The organism is Streptomyces sp. CB02261 (assembly GCF_001905665.1).
GTDB lineage: Bacteria > Actinomycetota > Actinomycetes > Streptomycetales > Streptomycetaceae > Streptomyces.
Window position 1 is genome coordinate 886,548 of the sequence record NZ_LIVX01000001.1, and the last position, 18,038, is coordinate 904,585.

Here is an 18,038-nt window from a genome sequence, read left to right on the forward strand (position 1 = left end):
ATGTCCCAGAAGCCGAAGCCGTCGCACGGACTCGCGGTCTGCCCCGACTGCGCGGAGCCGCTGGAGTCGGGTGACCGGTTCTGCGGGGCGTGTGGTCACGACCTGATGGCCGTGCCGGCCGCCGGGGTGGAGCCGGACCGCCCGACCGTGGCGATCGTCACCCCCGTGGACTGGCCGGACGCCCCGCCGCGGGAGCCCGGTTCGCTGTCCACCATGACCCAGCACCCCGGCGACCTGCCGGGCACCGACTCCGGCGGCCGCGACCTGCCGACGATGCCGGTCCGCACGGACGGCCCGGTGCCGCCCGGCGGGAACACCACGACGGGCAGCGGGGACTTCGAGCTGGCCGCGCCCGACCCGCGTACGGCTGTACGGGCCGCCCCGGCCCCGGCACCCGCCGCTCCCGCCGCGGTCCCCGCACCCCCTGCCCATGCCCCGGCCCCGGCCCCGGCGGCTCCCCCGCTCCCCGCCCACGCCCCCGCCGTCCCCGCCCACGCCCCCGTCGCTCCGGCGCCCGCCCCCGCCGTGCCGGCCCACGCCCCCGCGCCCGCCGCCGCCGTGTGCGTGGCCTGCCGGGCCGGGCGGGTGGACACCGACGGCTACTGCGAGAACTGCGGGCACGCCCAACCCCGTGAGCGCGACCACATGGAGCGGGAGCTCGCCGGTGTCGCCGCCGTCAGCGACCGGGGTCTGCGCCACCACCGCAACGAGGACGCGTTCTGCGTGTCCGCGGCCACGCTGCCCGACGGCTCCCCCGCCACCGTCGCCATCGTCTGCGACGGCGTCTCCTCGGCGACCCGGCCCGACGAGGCCTCCGCCGCCGCCGCCGAGGCCGCCGGCGCCTCGCTGCTCGCGGCCCTGCCCCGGGGCACCCACCCGCAGCAGGCGATGCACGAGGCGATCGTGGCCGCCGCCGAGGCCGTCAACTCCCTCGCGGAGGAACCGGGTCAGGACGGGGCCGAGCACGACCCGCACCGCCACCGCAACGCCCCGGCCTGCACCATCGTGGGCTCCGTCGTCGCCGACGGCCTGCTCGTCGTGGGCTGGGTCGGTGACAGCCGCGCCTACTGGGTGCCGGACGACCGCGCCACCCCGCCCGCCCGGCTGACCGAGGACGACTCCTGGGCCGCCCAGATGGTCGCGGCGGGCCTGATGAACGAGGCCGAGGCGTACGCGGACGAGCGCGCCCACGCGATCACCGGCTGGCTCGGCGCCGACTCGTACGAACTGGAGCCGCACACCGCCGCGTTCAAACCGGACCGGTCCGGCGTGGTGGTGGTCTGCACGGACGGCCTGTGGAACTACGCGGAGGGCGCCGACGACATGGCCCGGGTCGTCCCGGCCGACGCGGCCGACCGCCCGCTGCACAGCGCCCAGGTGCTGGTCGGCCACGCCCTCGACGGCGGAGGCCACGACAACATCACGGTCGCCCTCGTGCCGTTCACCGTCTCTCCCCCCGGGGCAGGATCCGCCTGAGCGGTCGCCGATCCCCGTCCCTTCAGCCTTGTTGTCCGAGGAGCAGTAACAGATGGCGAACTTCTCCAAGCCGACCGCGCCCCGGTTCTCGGTGGACGTCTACCAGAACGAGTTCCTGCCCGAGGGCGGCCGCGACGTCAGCGCGATCGTCACGGTCACGTCGACCGGGGGCGGGACCGGCGGACATCGGCTGTCCGACCCGGCGGGCGCCGGGGCCGCCGGTGTCGTCATCATGGTCGACTGCTCCGGCTCGATGGACTATCCCGCCACCAAGATGCGGGGCGCCCGGGAGGCGACCGCCGCCGCCGTCGACACCCTGCGCGACGGCACGTCCTTCGCCGTCGTCGCGGGCACGCACGTGGCGAAGGAGGTCTATCCGGGGAACGGCGGCCTCGCCGTGGCCGACGCCCGCACCCGGGCCGAGGCCAAGGAGGCGCTGCGCCGGCTGAGCGCGGGCGGCGGCACGGCCATCGGCACCTGGCTGCGGCTCGCGGACCGGCTGCTCTCCTCCTCCGAGCTCACCATCCGGCACGGCATCCTGCTCACCGACGGCCGCAACGAGCACGAGACGCCGGAGGAGCTGCGGGCTTCGCTCGACGCCTGCGCGGGCCGCTTCACCTGCGACGCGCGCGGGGTGGGCACCGACTGGGAGGTCAAGGAGGTCACCGGGATCGCCTCGGCGCTCCTCGGCACCGCCGACATCGTCGCCGACCCGTCCGCCCTCGCCGCCGACTTCACGGCGATGATGGAGCAGGCGATGGGCAAGGGCGTCGCGGACGTCGCGCTGCGGCTGTGGACGCCGGTCGGGGTGGAGATCGCCTTCGTGAAGCAGGTGGCGCCGACGGTCGAGGATCTCACCGGGCGGCGTACCGAGGCCGGACCGCGCGCAGGGGACTACCCGACGGGCTCGTGGGGCGACGAGTCCCGCGACTACCACGTCAGCGTGCGGGTCCCGCGGGCCGCGATCGGTCAGGAGATGCTCGCCGCCCGGGTCTCCCTGATCGCCCCGGACCCGGCGGGCGGCGATCCCCGCCCGCTGTCTCAAGGACTGGTACGGGCGGTGTGGACGGACGACCTGGCGATGTCGACGTCGATCAACCCGCAGGTCGCGCACTACACGGGCCAGGCCGAGCTGGCGGACGTCATCCAACAGGGCCTCGATGCCCGCAAATCGGGCGATCACGACGGCGCGACGGCGAAACTCGGCCGTGCCGTGCAGCTCGCGGCGGCCTCCGGGAACGCGGATACGGCGAAACTGCTTTCGAAGGTGGTCGACGTCGTCGACGCGGCGACCGGTACTGTGCGTTTGAAGGCGAAGGTCGCGGATGCGGACGAGATGACACTCGAGACGCGCTCCACCAAGACCGTTCGCGTCAAGAGGTAGCCCGGCCACCGGGCCGGACGACGAGAGGGGGAAGCACCGACATGCCGACCTGCCCGAACGGACACCAGTCGGTCTCCGACGACTGGTGCGAGGTCTGCGGCCATCGCATGGCCGGGGCGGGTGCGCCGACGGGTGCCGTACCGCCGCCTCCCCCGCCGCCGCCCCCCGCGTACGGATACCCCGGCCCCGGTGGTCCCGGTGCTCCGGCCGCTCCCGGCGGCTTCGGTCCCGGTGGCGACCCGAACGCGACGGCCCAGGCGGAGCTCTGCCCGCAGTGCCGTACCCCGCGCGAGTACATGGCGCCGTTCTGCGAGGAGTGCCGCTGGAACTTCCTCACGAACACGGCTACCTCCTACACGCCGCTGTCCCCGCAGAACGCGCCTTCCGCGCCGCCGCAGCAGCCCGGCCCTCCGCCCGGTCTGAACCTGCCGCCGGGCTTCCAGTCCTCGCCGCCCCCGCCGCCGCAGCAGCAACCGCCGCAGGACCCGTTCGGCTACCAGGGGTCGCGGCCCTCGCAGGTGAACCGTCCGGCCGAGCCGCTCGGCGGCGATCCCACGCACCACCAGGCCCCGCCGCAGCGCCCCCCGGCCCAGCAGCCGCCGGCGCCGCCCGCGTACCTCCAGGCTCCCGCCCAGGCACCGGCGCCGCCCGCGCCGCCGCAGCCGCGCGCGGACGACGACTGGGTCCTGTCCCCGCCGTCGCAGCACCGGCCCCCGCAGGCCCCCCCGCAGCACCAGCCCCCGCAGCACCAGGGGCCCCCGCAGCACCAGGCTCCGCCGCCGCCCCCGCAGCATCAGGCGCCGCAGGGACCTCCGCAGCACCAGGCGCCTCCGCAGCACCAGGCCCCCCAGGGCCCGCCGCAGCACCAGGGGCCCCCGCAGCACCAGGGGCCCACGCAGCACCAGAGTCAGCACCAGAATCAGCACCAGGGTCAGCAGCAGCCCCCGCAGCAGTTCCAGCCGCCGCGGCAGCCGCTGTCCTGGACGGCGGTCATCGCCCCGGACCGCGACTACTTCATGGCGATGATGCAGCGCAGCGGTCCCGAGGCGACGGGCCTGAACCTGCCCGCGTACTCGCCGGCGAAGCACCTGCCGCTCCAGGGCAACCAGATCTCCATCGGCCGCCGCCGGCACTCCACCGGCGAGTCCCCCGACATCGACCTTTCGGTGCCGCCGGAGGACCCGGGCGTCTCGCACCAGCACGCCGTGCTCGTGCAGCAGCCGGACGGCTCGTGGGCGGTCGTGGACCAGAACTCCACCAACGGCACCACGGTCAACGGCGGCGAGGAGCCGATCCAGCCCTACGTCCCCGTCCAGCTCCAGGACGGTGACCGGGTGCACGTCGGCGCCTGGACGACGATCACGATCCGCCTGGGCTGACCCGCGCGTTCACGCGTCCGGCAGGGGCCAGGCGTACGGCCCTCCGGGGTCGTCCAGCCAGGCCCACTGCCGGTCGCCGCTGACCGTCACCCCGAAGCGCTCCCGCTCCGGCCGCCGCTCGCGCAGCCAGAGCGAGAGCGCCTCGCGCCGGTCGAGGGTCCCGCCGACCAGACCCCACAGGAAGCCGAAGCCCTCGTCCCCGGCCGGGTCGGGACGCGGGACGCGGCCCGCGGCGCCCCGGAGCACCACGAAGTACGCGGAGGTCGCGAGGAACCGTCCCTCGGCGTGCGCCGGGTCGCGCACCCGCAGCAGGAGCAGCCCGGTGGAGAGCGGTGTGAGGACGAGGGCGCCGGGCCGGCACTGCGCGAGCCAGGGGTACGGGACCGAGGGCACCGCGCAGGTCGCGACGATCCGGTCGTAGGGGGCGCGTTCGGGGCACCCGCGGGCGCCGTCGGCGGCGACCACCGCCGGGCGGTATCCGGCGGCGGCCAGATGGGTCCGGGCGGACTCGGTGATCTCCTCGTCCAGGTCGACGGTGGTGACGTGCTCCGCGCCGAGCCGATGGCAGAGCAGAGCCGCGTGGTAGCCGGTCCCGGCGCCGATCTCCAGGACGTCGTGCCCGTCGCGCACGTCGAGGGCGTGGAGCATCAGCGCCATCAGGGAGGGCTGGCTGGCGGACGAGAGCAGTTCCCCGTCCCGTACCCGGGTGGCGATCGCCATGTCCTCGTAGGCCCCCCGGAGCCATTGGTCCCGCCGCCCGGGATCGGGGTCGCCGGACCAGAGCCGCTCGTAGCCGCCGGTCCCGGGGACGTAGTAGTACGGGACGAAGAGGTGGCGCGGGACGTCGGTGAAGGCGGCCCGCCAGGCGGGGTCGGTCAGCGCCCCGTCCGCCTCGACCTCCCGCACGAGGGCCCGCCGTGCCCGCGCGCCCGCCTCGGCGAACTCGTCCCGCCGCTCCTCCATGCCTCCACTCTGCCGCCGCCGGGGGTCCCCGGCCAGCGGTCCTGGACCTCAAGTCCTAGGGCGGGGCATCTGAGACGATGGGATGGTGAACGAGATTCCCGGGGAAACTGTGCAGGAGCAGACCTTCTACGAGCAGGTCGGCGGCGAGGAGACCTTCCGTCGTCTGGTCCGCCGTTTCTACGAGGGCGTCGCGGGGGACCCGCTGCTGCGTCCGATGTACCCCGAGGAGGACCTCGGCCCGGCGGAGGAGCGCCTCACCCTCTTCCTGATGCAGTACTGGGGCGGCCCCCGCACCTACAGCGACCACCGCGGCCACCCCCGGCTCCGGATGCGCCACGCCCCGTTCACCGTGGACCAGGCCGCTCACGACGCCTGGCTCCGTCACATGCGCGCGGCCGTGGACGACCTCGGCCTGGCCCCGGAGCACGAGCGGGAGCTGTGGCGGTACATGACGTACGCGGCGGGCTCGATGGTGAACACGGCCGGCTGACCACCCCTCACTCCCCGTACCGCCCGGTCCCGTCCCCGACCGCGCACGGACGAACACATTCCGGAGACCGAACGCCGGATAACGGTCACGATCGCATCAAGGTCGGACCGCAAGCGGTTACCAGCGGCACATTCCCTCTGAAAGCATCCGGGGGAAGTCTCGGCAGCGTTCGACCGTGTTCGACGGGCGCACCGTGATCAGGGTGGCCAGGGGGATGGGTGACGGGGTTCGTATTCCTGCGTGTCAGGGCACACCGGCTGCTGCTGGCCGCGGCGCTGCTCGCCGTGCTCCTGACCACCTCGGTGCTCGCCACCCTCGCCTCGTTCTCCGGGGCCATCGGCGACGCCGCGCTCCAGGCCGGCCTCCGGGGCAGGTCCGCGGCCGCGGCCTCGCTGCTCGTGAGCGGGCAGGTGCCTCCCGCGAAGCGGGCGAGCGCCGAGGAGGCCGTCCGGGAGGGCCTGCGGCGGACCTTCGACGGACTGCCCGTGACCGTACGACGGCTCGAACGCTCCGGGCCGTACGCACTGCCCCGGAGTCTCCAGGACTCCACCGCCCGCAAGGGCGACCCCGATCTCACCCACTTCGCCGCGCTCGACCGCTCGAAGCTCTCCCTCGTCCGCGGCGCCTGGCCGACCCCCGCCAGGGCGGCCGGCGTGGTCGAGACGGCGCTGCCCGAGGAGGCGGCCCGGCGGCTGCGGGTCGGTCCCGGGACCGTACTCGACCTCGGCGACCGCCTCGACGGCCGGCGGGTGAAGACCCGGATCACCGGCGTCTACCGGCCCGTCGACACCGGTGACCCGTACTGGCAGCTGGACCCGGCCGGAGGGCGCGGGGTGCGGACGGTCGCCTTCACGACGTACGGGCCGCTGCTCGTCGACCCGGCGGTCCTCGGCTCCGGGGCGCTGAGCTCCGGCGACCTGTCCTGGCTCGGCTCCGCCGACTTCACCGGCGTCACCACCGACCGCATCGACGCCCTGCGCGCCTCGGCGACCGACGGCCCGAAGGCGCTGGCCGAGGCCTCCGACCGGTTCGGCACGACGATCTCCGCGTCCACCGCGCTGCCGTCCGTCCTGGAGCAGACCCAGCGGTCCCTGCTCGTCTCCCGCTCCACCCTGCTGATCGTCGCCGTCCAGCTGGTGCTCCTCGCCGCGTACGCGCTGCTGCTCGTCGCCCGGCTGCTCAGCACCGAGCGCTCGGGGGAGACCGCGCTGCTACGGGCCCGCGGCGGTTCGCGGCGCCGGATCGCGGGCCTCGCGGCCGTCGAGGCGCTGCTGCTCGCGCTGCCCGCGGCGCTCGCCGCCCCGCTCCTCACGGGACCGCTGACCCGGCTGTTCGCGGAGCGGTCCGCGCTCTCCTCCCTCGGCGTCCAGCTCGACTCGACGCCCTCGCTCCAGGTGTGGCTGGTCGCCGCCGCCGTCGCCCTGTGCTGCGCGGCGGCCGTCGTCGCCCCCGCGCTCGCCGCCGGCGACGGCTCCGTCGTCCCGCTGCGCAAGGCACGCTCGGCATCCCTGCCCGGTCCCGTACGGGCCGGGGCGGACCTCGGCCTGCTCGCGGTGGCCGCCATCGCGTACTGGCAGCTGCAGCGCCCCGCCGCGGCGGGCGGCACCCTCGGCGCGGAGGGACCCGGCGGCGGCTCCGTCGACCCGGTGCTCGTCGCCGCCCCGGCCCTCGCGCTGCTCGCCGGCACCGTCCTGACCCTGCGTCTGCTGCCGCCCGCCGCCAAGCTGGCCGAGCGGCGCGCGGCGGGCGGGCGCGGTCTCTCCGCGGCGCTGGCCGGCTGGCAGTTCAGCCGCAGGCCGCTGCGCGGCGCGGGCCCCGTCCTGCTCCTCGTCCTCGCGGTGGCGATGGGCATGCTGGCCATCGGGCAGAGCGGGTCGTGGGAGCGTTCGCAGCGCGACCAGGCGGACTTCCGTGTCGGCGCGGCCGTCCGTGTCCTCGGCGCGGGCCCCGGTGAGCCCACACGGACCGAGCAGTTGGGCGCCGTGCCCGGTGTCCGCGCGGTGGCCCCGGTCCACCGCACCACCATGGACGTGGCCGGCCGGAACGCGACCGTCCTGGCCGTCGACACCCGCAACGCCGCCGCCGGCCTGCTGATGCGCCCGGACCTCGCCGACGTGCCCGTCCGCTCCCTCCTCTCCCCGCTCGCTCCCCCGGCGGTGACCCGCCCCGGTCTCCCGCTGCCCGCCGGCACCCGGGCGGTCACCGCCGACCTGCGGCTCACCGGCCCGACGGACACCGTCCGGGTCACGGCCGTCCTGGAGGACCCGAACGGCGTCCCGTACCGGCAGGCCATGGGACCGCTGCCCTCCGACGGCCGGACCCACCGGCTGACGGTCGACCTCGTCGCCCTGACCGCCGTGCCGGGCGGCGACGCGCGCCGCGGCTCCGGCGGCCTGCTCACCCTCACCGGTCTGGAGGTCACCGGCCGGATCGACGACGGCGCGAAGAGCACGCAGACCCTCCGCGCCGAGCGGTTCGGCGTCGTCCGCGCGGACGGCGGCGAGCGGGTCCACGGGCCCGGGGAGGTCCTCGCCGCCTGGACGCACCTGTACGAGCAGAGTGAGGGCGACACCACGAGCGGCAGCCCCACGTCCGGCGTCCCCGGCAACCCCGGCCCCGGCGGCCGGCCCGCCCCGTTCACGGTCTCGGCCGCCGTCACGGGCGCGCCCCCCGGCAAAGCCGACTGGGCGTCCGAGGAGTTCACGCTGCGGATGGCCGCCCCCGGACCGAAGGCACCCGACCGGCTGTCCGCCGTGGCCACCGGAGCCTTCATGACGGCGACCGGAGCCGGGCCGGGCGACGAGATCGAGGTCTCGATCGGCGGCCGGAGCGTCCCCGTCACCGTCGTCCACGTCGTCGACGAGCTGCCCACCACCGGCCCGGGCGCCCGGACGGCCTCCGCCCTCACCGTCGCCGCCCCCGAGGACGGCGGAACGGTCCTCCTCGACCTGGCGGCCGTCAACCGGTACCTGTCCACCGGCGAGGCCTCCACGGTGCCGCCCACCGAATGGTGGCTGACCGTCGCCCCCGGCGCGGCCGACGAGGTCGCCACGGCCCTGCGCGCCCGGCCCGACGCGGACCCCGCCCAGGTCCTCGTCCGCGACGAGATCGCCGCCGAACTGCTCGGCGACCCGCTCGGCGCGGGCCCCAACGCCGCCCTGATGGCGGTCGCCGCCGCGGCGGCAGCTCTGGCCGCCGTCGGCTTCGCGGTCGGCTCCGCCGGCGCGATGCGGGAACGATCCGCCGAGTTCGGGGTGCTGCGGGCGCTCGGCGCGCCACGCCGCCGCCTCGCCCGGCTGATCGCCGCCGAACAGGGCCTGCTCATCGGCATCGGCCTGCTCGTCGGCATCGGTCTCGGCGCCGTCCTGGCCCGGGCCGTCGTCCCGCTGGTCGTCCTGACCGGCCAGGCCGCCCGGCCCGTCCCCCCGGTCCTGGTCGAACTGCCCCTCGGCCACGTGGCTCTGCTCCTCGCCGGCGTGGCCGCGCTGCCGCTCGCCATGGTCGCCGTGATCGCCCTGCGTCCCACGGACCCGGTCGTGACCCTGCGCCACCAGGGGGAGAACTGATGGCACCGACCGCCCCGCACCACGACAGCGACGGCGACCGGGACCGGGACCGCGATAGGGACCGCGACCGTACCGACATGCCCGCCGTACGCAGGAAGGCTCCCGACATGCCCCGGTCCCGGTCCGAGAAGCCCGCCCGCGCCGTGGCGCCCTGGGTGCGGACCCGGCTGCGGACCGCGCCCTGGGCCGCGGCCTCCCTCGCCCTCCTCGTCCTCGTCACCGCCTACCTCGCGGCCGCGCTGCCGCGGGCGACGGACGCGTACGAGACCGAGGGCCTGCGCCACGACATCCGGACCGCCGCACCCCGCACCACCGTCCTCGAACTCACCGCCCCGCTCCCCGTGGACGCGCCCGGTTCGGGCCTGGCGCCCGCCGTGCTCCAGGGGCAGAGCGACACGGTGGGCGCCCTGTTCCCCGAGCCGATCCGGACCGACCCGGGGCAGGCCGTCCACGGCGTCCGCACGGTCAAGCGGGTCGAGGGGCTCGACCCCTGGCTGCCCCGCCCCGACGGCAAGTCCCCCGAGTTCGTCCTCTCCTCCCCGTCCGGCCTCACCGGGCACGCGACGCTGCGGAAGGGCCGGCTCGCCGCGGGCACGGCCCGCGCGCCGGAGGCGGTGGTCACCGCGAGGACCGCCGCGGCCCTGCGCCTGAAGCCGGGCTCCGTCGTCCACGTGCCGAGCAAGACCAGCGTGGAGCCGCTCGCCGTGACGGTCACCGGCATCGTGGAGCCCCAGGACCCCGAGTCGGCGTACTGGGCGGTGGAGCCGCTCCTCCGCACCCCCGCGCTCGCCCCGCTGGTCGCCGGCGGAGAGGTGAAGCACTACTGGCAGGGGGCGCTGCTCCTCTCCCCCGCGTCCGCGGCGGCCGTGCTGTCCACCATGGGCGACCCCGAGGTCTTCTTCCGCTTCATGCCCACGGTCGACCACCTCACCGGCCGGGACACCGGCCGGCTCGCCGCCGCGCTCGACTCGGCGACCGGCGGCCCCGACCTGCTCAGGATGCGCAAGACCGTGGGTCCCACCGGGGCCCTGACCACCGAACTCGACACGATCGTCGACGCGTACGGGTCGATGCGCGAGGCGATCGGCCCGGTCGTCGCCGTGGCCGTCTTCGGTATCGGCGCGGTCGCGGCGGTCGTCCTCGCCATGACCGGCGGGCTCTTCGCCGCCCGCCGCGACGGCGAACTGGCGCTGCTCCGCTCCCGTGGCGCCTCGCTCACCGGCATCGGCCTGCGCCTGCTCGGCGAGACCTCCGCCGTGTGCGTACCGGCGGCGGCACTCGCCCTGGTCCTCGCGGTGGTGACAGTACGCGCCCCCGACGGCGGGTCCGGCGCGATCCCCCTCGGCCCCTCCCTGCTCGCCGCCTCGGCCGTCGCCCTGCTCGCCCTGCTCGTCCTGCCGCTGCGGGCGGTCGTCCTGCACCGGCGCCCGCGCCTCCACGGCGGGCGCGACGACCTGCTCACCGCGCGCCCCTCCCGGCGCCGTACGGTCGCCGAACTCACCGTGCTCGTCCTCGCCGTGGGCGCCGTCGCCTCGCTGCGGCTGCGCGGCACCGCCGACTCCGGGGACCACCTGGTGAGCGCCGCGCCGGTGCTCGTCGGCCTGATCGCCGCCTCGCTCCTCGTACGGATCTATCCGCTGCCGCTGCGCTGGCTCGGCCGGCCGGCCCGCCGGCTGCGCGGGGCGGTCGGCCCCCTGGCCCTGGCGCGCGCCGGGCGCGCGTCGTCGGCGGGCACGCTGCCCCTGCTCGCGCTCGTGCTCGCCCTGACGACGGCGGCGTTCGGCGGCTCGGTCCTGGCCGGCGTCGCCGACGCCCGCGACCGGGCCGCGCTCCTGGCGACCGGCGCGGACGCCCGGATCGACGGCTCGGTGGAGTGGACCCCGCTGCCGGCCGGTCTCACCGCCGCGGTGCGCGGCACGGCCGGGGTGCGGGACGTGGCTCCGCTGCAGATCGAGTACGGGGTGTCCCTGCCGTCCCGGCAGGGGCCCTCCGCCCAGCCGATGAGCGGCACCCTGGTGGGCGTCGAGCCCGGCTCGTACACCCGGCACGCGAAGCGCACGGGGTTCGGCCCCTTCCCGGCGGGACTGCTCGCGTCGACGGGGAGGGGCGGCGAGGACGCCGTGGCGGACACCGAGCGGGTGCTGCCCGCGATCGCCTCGCCGTCGGTCGCCGAGCGGCTGGGTCCGGCGCCGCAGGAGATCGTGTCCGCGGCCGGCGTGTTCCGGGTGAGGGTGGTCGCCGTGCGGTCGGCCACCCCGGCCCTCCCCGGCGCCGACTTCCTCCTGGTCAACGCCGCCGACCTCACCCGTCGGACCCCCACGGCCCTGCTCGTCACAGGCCCGGAGGACGGCGCCGCGCTGCGGGCCGCCGTGAAGGCGAGGTCCGACGCCCTCCGGGTGTCGATGCGCGCCGAGGCCCGGGCCGGCTATGTGGACTCGCCGCTGCAGTCGGGGGCCGAGCGGATCTACCTGGGCGCGATCGGTGTGGGCGGCGGGTTCGCCGTGGTGGCCGTGCTGCTGTCCCTGATGCAGAGCGCGCCGGAGCGGACGACGCTCCTCGCGCGGCTGCGGACGATGGGACTGACCCGGAGGCAGGGACGGCGCCTGCTCGGCCTCGAAGCGGTGCCGCAGGCGGTGCTCGCGGCGCTCGGCGGGACGCTCGTCGGCTGGGCGACGGTGCCGCTGCTGGCGCCGGGCATCGACCTGTTCCGGCTCGCGCTGGCGACGACTCCGGGGTTCGCCCCGCTGGACAGCGCGCCGCTGCGGGCGGACCCGTGGTCGCTGGTGGTGCCGGCGCTGGCGGTCGTCCTCCTCACGGCGGCGGCGACGGCCGGACAGGCCTGGTGGGCGGGGCGGAAGGGCTCGATCAAGGAACTCAGGGCGGGAGACGCACGATGACGAAGACCGGCACCGAGACGCGGGGCGGCCCGGTGGGGTCCTCCTCCGACCCCACCAGCCTGGAGGAGCTGGAGCGGCGGGTGACCGCGCGGCGCGACCGGCCCTCGTACGGTCATGACGCGCTCATCGCCTGCGACCGGCTGGTCCGGATCTTCACCACGGACGGGGTGGAGGTGCAGGCCCTCCAGGGGCTCGACCTGCTCGTCAAGGAGGGCGAGCTGATGGCTCTGGTCGGCGCCTCCGGATCCGGCAAGTCGACGCTCATGAACATCCTGGCGGGCCTGGACGTCCCGACCGCCGGCGCGGCCCGGGTCGCCGGGTGCGATCTGCTCGCGATGGACGGCAAGGCGCGGTTGCGGTACCGCCGCGAGGTGGTCGGCTTCGTCTGGCAGCAGACCGCCCGCAACCTCCTGCCGTACCTGACGGCCGCCCAGAACGTGGCGCTGCCGATGCAGTTGCGGGGCAGGTCCCGGCAGAAGGCGCGGCGGGCCGAGGAACTCCTCGCGATGCTGGGCATCGCGGAGGCCCGGGACCGGCGCCCGCACCAGCTTTCCGGCGGCCAGCAGCAGCGGGTGGCGATCGCGGTCGCCCTCGCGAACAACCCGTCCGTGCTCCTCGCCGACGAGCCGACGGGCGAGCTGGACTCGGCCACCGGCGAACAGGTCTTCGCGGCCTTCCGCCGCGCCAACGACGAGCTGGGCACGACGATCGTGATCGTCACCCACGACCAGGCGGTCGCCTCCGAGGTGCGCCGGACGGTGGCCATCCGCGACGGCCGCACCTCCTCGGAGGTCCTGCGCCGCACGGAGGTCGACGAACTGGGCCAGGAGTCGCTGGTGGCCCGCGAATACGCGATGCTCGACCGCGCGGGCCGGCTCCAGCTGCCGGCGGAGTACACGCAGGCCCTCGGGATGGAGCACCGGGTGGCGCTCGAACTGGAGCAGGACCACATCGGGGTGTGGCCGGACGACGCGGAGGGCTGAGGGGGGCCTTTGGGGCCTTCCGACCCGCGGCGCCCGACGGGCGTCTCGGCGAGGGGTGCCCGCCGCGCCCGTCAGCGGGCCTCTCGACGAAGGGCGCCCGCCGCGAGGCCGACGGGCCTCTCGACGAAGGGCCCCCGCCGCGCCGGTCAGCGGGCCTCTCGACGAAGGGCGCCCGCCGCGAGGTCAGCGGGGTGTGACGGCCAGGGACATCGGTGCGGTGCGCAGGGCGATCGAGCCGTACGGGGTGCGGAGCCGGAGCCAGGGACCGGAGGCGAACAGCGCGACCGGCGCCTCCTCCCGCGTGGGCGGCAGGAAGCCCAGCGACTGGGCGGCGTGCACGGCCCGGAGCGGAAGCCCGGTGGGTCCGAGGGTGCGGGACCAGATGTCCTGGCCGATGCGGTCGCGCTCGGCCCTGGTACGCCGCTCCTCGGGCAGCTCCTCGTCCCGCGCGCGGAACTCGGCGACGGCGGCGGCCACCGCGCCCCGCATCTCGGCGGCGCCCGGCAGCCCGGCGACCGGCGCCCAGCCGGTGCGGGGCGGCAGGACGCCCGCCCAGGACGGCCCGGTCACGGACGCCGGGACGACCGCCTTGCCGGCCGACTCCTCGATGCCTTCGAGGAGTTCCCCGGCGGAGACGGTGACGTCGAGATCCACCGCGTCGACGAGACGGGCCGTACGGATCGCGAGCACGTCGAAGGACGCCGGGCGGCCGAAGACGGCCAGCGCCCCGCCGGCGGCCTGGAGGCGGACGGCGGCGGCCCGGTCGTAGTGGACGAGCCGGCCCAGGAAGGCGGCGAGGGCCGCCGCCTCCCTGGCGTCGTCGAAGTGCAGCGGAGCGAGCACGGTCATGCGGCGGACGTCATCCCGTCGTCGACGTACTCCTCCAGGAAGCTGCGCTCCTCGGCGGTGATGCGCCGGGGCCGCTGCGCCTCCAGGTCGAAGGGCACGACGACCGTGGACGCCCGTACGTACGTGACGTCGGGGTCCTTGATCTCGTACGCGATCGTCAGCGACGCCGCGCCAATCTTCGTCACCCAGGACTCGACGGTCACCGGCGTGTGCCGGTGGACCAGCGGCCGCACGTAGTCGATCTCGTGCCGGGCCACGACGGACCCGCCGGAGAACGAGGGGGAACCGTCCCCCGGCGCCAGCCGGAACATGAAGTCGATCCGCGCCTCTTCCAGGTACCGCAGGAAGACGACGTTGTTGACGTGCCCGAAGGCGTCCATGTCCGACCAGCGGAGGGGACAGCTGTAGATGTGCCTCGTCACTGACCTCAGCCTCGGGTCAGCTTCTTGTACGTGGCGCGGTGCGGACGGGCCGCGTCCGCACCGAGGCGCTCGACCTTGTTCTTCTCGTACGACTCGAAGTTGCCCTCGAACCAGTACCACTTCGACTCGCCCTCGTACGCGAGGATGTGCGTCGCGACCCGGTCCAGGAACCAGCGGTCGTGGGAGACGACCACGGCCGCACCCGGGAACTCCAGGAGCGCGTTCTCCAGCGAGGACAGGGTCTCGACGTCGAGGTCGTTGGTGGGCTCGTCGAGGAGCAGCAGGTTGCCGCCCTGCTTGAGGGTGAGCGCGAGGTTGAGGCGGTTGCGCTCACCACCGGAGAGGACACCGGCGGGCTTCTGCTGGTCCGGGCCCTTGAAGCCGAAGGCGGACACGTACGCGCGGGAGGGCATCTCGACCTGCCCGACGTTGATGTAGTCCAGCTCGTCGGAGACGACGGCCCAGAGGGTCTTCTTCGGGTCGATGTTGGCGCGGCTCTGGTCGACGTACGAGATCTTGACGGTCTCGCCGACCTTGATGGAGCCGGAGTCCGGGGTCTCCAGACCCTGGATCATCTTGAAGAGCGTGGTCTTGCCGGCGCCGTTCGGGCCGATGACGCCGACGATGCCGTTACGGGGCAGGGTGAAGGACAGGTCGTCGATGAGGACCTTCTCGCCGAAGGCCTTCGAGAGGTTCTCGACCTCGACGACGATGGAGCCCAGACGCGGGCCCGGCGGGATCTGGATCTCCTCGAAGTCCAGCTTCCGCATCTTGTCGGCCTCGGCCGCCATCTCCTCGTAGCGGGCGAGACGGGCCTTGGACTTGGCCTGACGCCCCTTGGCGTTCGACCGCACCCACTCCAGCTCTTCCTTCAGACGCTTGGCGCGCTTGGCGTCCTTCTGGCCCTCGACCTTGAGGCGGGTCGCCTTGTTCTCCAGGTAGGTGGAGTAGTTTCCCTCGTAGGGGTGGGCGCGGCCGCGGTCGAGCTCCAGGATCCACTCGGCGACGTTGTCGAGGAAGTACCGGTCGTGGGTGACGGCGACGACGGTGCCGGGGTACTTGGCGAGGTGCTGCTCCAGCCACTGCACGGACTCGGCGTCCAGGTGGTTGGTGGGCTCGTCGAGGAGGAGCAGGTCGGGCGCCTCGAGGAGGAGCTTGCAGAGCGCGACACGGCGCTTCTCGCCACCGGAGAGGTTGGTGACGGGCCAGTCGCCGGGCGGGCAGCCCAGGGCGTCCATGGCCTGCTCGAGCTGCGCGTCGAGGTCCCAGGCGTTGGCGTGGTCCAGGTCCTCCTGGAGCTTGCCCATCTCGTCCATCAGCGCGTCGGAGTAGTCGGTCGCCATGAGCTCCGCGACCTCGTTGAAGCGCTTGAGCTTCCCCATGGTCTCGGCGGCGCCGTCCTGCACGTTCTCCAGGACGGTCTTCGACTCGTCGAGCGGCGGCTCCTGGAGGAGCATGCCGACGGTGTAGCCGGGCGACAGGAACGCGTCACCGTTGGACGGCTGCTCGAGGCCCGCCATGATCTTCAGAACGGTGGACTTACCGGCACCGTTCGGGCCGACCACACCGATCTTCGCGCCCGGCAGGAAGCTCAGCGTCACGTCATCGAGGATGACCTTGTCGCCGTGCGCCTTGCGCGCCTTGCGCATCGTGTAGATGTACTCAGCCAAGAGAAACCGTCCGGCAAAGAGTGAGTGGGCAGATACACCCCATCTTGCCTGACCGCCACCCCCGGGCGGAAACCGGTGAGGCGGCGGCGGGGGCTCGGAGGGGGTTCGGGCGGGGCCGTACCGGGCGGTAGGGGGATCGTCCCGTACCGGGCGGTACGGGACGGAACGGGGACGGATCGGGGCCCGGACGTGCGACGGCCCCGGGCGCGGATGCGGTCCGGGGTCGTGCGGGGGTCACGGGGCGGGTCCGGTGTGACGCGGATCACCCTGCGACCTCAGGTGCCGTCCCGGTGCCGGCGGGGCCGGCACCGGGGGTCTGGCTCAGTGGCCGGCGGTCTTCTTCTTGCGGAGGAAGAACACCGCGCCGCCGCCGACCAGGACGAGCGCGGCGGCGATGCCCGCGATCATCGGGGTGGCGTTGGAGCTGCCGGTCTCGGCGAGGTCGCCGCCACCGGTGGTGGTGCCGGTCGTGCCGCCCGCGGTGTCACCGGTGGTGCCGGTGGAGGTCGACGGAGAGGTCGACGGGGTGGGCTCGGTCGAGGGCTCCGTGGTGGGAGTCGTCTCGGACGGCTTCGGGCCGGGGGTGGCCGTCTCGCAGTCCAGGACGCCCTCGACGGTCTCCTCGAAGCCGTTCGGGCCGGTGATGGTGAACTTGTACGCCTCGTCCTCGGCGAGCGGGACCGCGATGGTCTTGGTCTCACCCGGGGCGATGGTGTGCGAGGTGCCCTTCAGGTCGAAGGTCCAGGCCTCGTCGCCCTTGTTGGAGGCGATGACCTCCAGGCCGCCCTTGGCGCAGTCCTTGGCGACGGTGACGGCCGGGACCGCACCCGCCTTCGCCCAGGTCGCGGACGCCTTGCCGGTGACCGTGGACTCGCTGGAGCCGGCCAGGATCAGGGTCTGGGACGGGCCGTCGACGGAGACGAAGGCGCGGCCCAGGGAGACCTTGGTGGTGGCCTCGGCGGTCAGCTCGGCGCTGCCGTCGGCGGTGCCGGCGGGAACGTCGAAGAAGACCTCGGTCTTGCCCTTCGCGACCTCGGCGACGGGCTTGCCGTCCTTGTCGACGACGGCGACGCCCGCGGGGGCGCCCGGGGCGATCGAGACCTTGGCGGTCGCGGCGTTGGTGTCGACGGTGATCGGGCCGAGCTTGCTTCCGGCCTTACCCGCGACGGTCGCCGGGGAGACGCTCAAGGAGGCGGTCGGCTCGTCGAGCTGGACGGCCTTCTCGAGCAGGTAGTCGGTGAGCTTCTTGGCGTCCTCTTCCTTCGGCGTCGCGGTGACGTCGTCGGAGAGGGTCCAGATGGCGGCCTGGGTGCCGGCCGCGGCCTCCTGCTTGGAGAGGTCGACGCCGACCTTGCCGCCGAGGGCCTCCGCGGAGAGCTTCGGGTAGGCGTTCTCCAGGATCCAGAGGATCTTGCCCGCGTTCTCGTTGTCGTGCAGGGAGGATTCGTCCCAGCCGACTTCCTTGTAGTCGAAGTCTTCCTTCGCCCCCGTGCGGAGGTCGATGCAGTAGGTGAAGAGGGTGCCCCCGCCCTCGACCTCCATCTTGAACAGACCACCGTCGACCGGCCACTTGTCGCCGTTCTTCTCGGTGATCTCGACGGCACCGGCGTCGTCGGTCATGCCGCCGAGCTTGGCCATGACACCGCCACTGCCCGACGCACCGTCATCGGCGAGCGCCGGACCGGCGGTCGCGATCGAACCGACCGCGACGAGGCCGGAGACCAGGGTCGCAGCGGCAAGGCGGGCAGCGCCGCGCCCACGAACTGAAAACATTGCATTCCCCTCCGGGCGAGCCGCTCCGCGAACACAGTCACTTTCGCGTGGGGGGAGCGCACGCCAGCAGATTTACAGACCCGATGGGCTCATGTGCCACATGAGTACCCGGGAATCCTAGGGATGCGGAACCCCCCGGTGCCCGGCCATACGTTCAGATAACCATTCCGTCTCGGAATCGTTATC

General features: G+C 74.5%; 12 protein-coding genes. 7 read left to right on the forward strand and 5 right to left on the reverse strand.

Annotation, left to right across the window (positions count from 1 at the left end; translation table 11 throughout):
• Genes AMK29_RS04025 through AMK29_RS04035 form a run of 3 tightly spaced genes read left to right on the forward strand, consistent with a single transcriptional unit; the run spans window position 1 to window position 4,239 of the window.
• Window positions 1-1,476 carry a PP2C family serine/threonine-protein phosphatase gene (locus tag AMK29_RS04025; protein ID WP_107422509.1) on the forward strand — a complete coding sequence of 492 codons (1,476 nt, stop codon included), beginning with the start codon at window positions 1-3 and terminating at the stop codon, window positions 1,474-1,476.
• A 52-nt stretch (window positions 1,477-1,528) separates the two neighbouring features.
• Window positions 1,529-2,860 (forward strand): vWA domain-containing protein, encoded by a 1,332-nt coding sequence (locus AMK29_RS04030; RefSeq protein WP_073807498.1) that lies wholly within the window; start codon window positions 1,529-1,531, stop codon window positions 2,858-2,860.
• Between the two features lie 41 nt (window positions 2,861-2,901).
• Window positions 2,902-4,239, forward strand: coding sequence for an FHA domain-containing protein (locus tag AMK29_RS04035; protein ID WP_073807501.1), 1,338 nt, complete (start codon window positions 2,902-2,904; stop codon window positions 4,237-4,239).
• 9 nt (window positions 4,240-4,248) lie between these two features.
• Here AMK29_RS04035 and AMK29_RS04040 read toward each other — a convergent pair whose 3' ends face one another.
• Window positions 4,249-5,202, reverse strand: a complete 954-nt coding sequence (locus AMK29_RS04040; RefSeq protein ID WP_073807505.1) for a methyltransferase domain-containing protein — start codon at window positions 5,200-5,202, stop codon at window positions 4,249-4,251.
• 85 nt (window positions 5,203-5,287) lie between these two features.
• On the opposite strand from AMK29_RS04040, the gene AMK29_RS04045 reads away from it, so the two are divergent.
• The 4 genes from AMK29_RS04045 to AMK29_RS04060 all read left to right on the forward strand — a co-directional run bounded on the left by AMK29_RS04045 (window position 5,288) and on the right by AMK29_RS04060 (window position 13,138).
• Window positions 5,288-5,692, forward strand: a complete 405-nt coding sequence (locus AMK29_RS04045) for a globin (protein ID WP_073808268.1) — start codon at window positions 5,288-5,290, stop codon at window positions 5,690-5,692.
• 218 nt (window positions 5,693-5,910) lie between these two features.
• Complete coding sequence (locus tag AMK29_RS04050) at window positions 5,911-9,258, forward strand: ABC transporter permease (RefSeq protein ID WP_073807507.1); 3,348 nt, start codon at window positions 5,911-5,913, stop codon at window positions 9,256-9,258.
• 107 nt (window positions 9,259-9,365) lie between these two features.
• Window positions 9,366-12,155 (forward strand): FtsX-like permease family protein, encoded by a 2,790-nt coding sequence (locus AMK29_RS04055; RefSeq protein WP_073808271.1) that lies wholly within the window; start codon window positions 9,366-9,368, stop codon window positions 12,153-12,155.
• Window positions 12,152-13,138, forward strand: coding sequence for an ABC transporter ATP-binding protein (locus AMK29_RS04060; protein WP_073807509.1), 987 nt, complete (start codon window positions 12,152-12,154; stop codon window positions 13,136-13,138). The genes AMK29_RS04055 and AMK29_RS04060 overlap by 4 nt, the downstream gene beginning before the upstream one ends.
• A gap of 183 nt (window positions 13,139-13,321) precedes the next feature.
• On the opposite strand, the gene AMK29_RS04065 is transcribed toward AMK29_RS04060, so the two are convergent.
• The 4 genes from AMK29_RS04065 to AMK29_RS04080 all read right to left on the reverse strand — a co-directional run bounded on the left by AMK29_RS04065 (window position 13,322) and on the right by AMK29_RS04080 (window position 17,852).
• Window positions 13,322-13,987: a hypothetical protein gene (locus AMK29_RS04065; RefSeq protein WP_073807512.1), complete on the reverse strand. Its 666-nt coding sequence runs from the start codon at window positions 13,985-13,987 to the stop codon at window positions 13,322-13,324.
• A complete protein-coding gene (locus AMK29_RS04070) occupies window positions 13,984-14,409 on the reverse strand; it encodes an acyl-CoA thioesterase (RefSeq protein WP_073807515.1) in 426 nt (141 codons plus the stop codon). The genes AMK29_RS04065 and AMK29_RS04070 overlap by 4 nt, the downstream gene beginning before the upstream one ends.
• A gap of 5 nt (window positions 14,410-14,414) precedes the next feature.
• Window positions 14,415-16,079, reverse strand: coding sequence for an energy-dependent translational throttle protein EttA (gene ettA, locus AMK29_RS04075; protein ID WP_073807519.1), 1,665 nt, complete (start codon window positions 16,077-16,079; stop codon window positions 14,415-14,417).
• A 321-nt stretch (window positions 16,080-16,400) separates the two neighbouring features.
• Window positions 16,401-17,852, reverse strand: a complete 1,452-nt coding sequence (locus AMK29_RS04080; RefSeq protein ID WP_073807522.1) for an LAETG motif-containing sortase-dependent surface protein — start codon at window positions 17,850-17,852, stop codon at window positions 16,401-16,403.
• Window positions 17,853-18,038 lie beyond the last annotated feature (186 nt).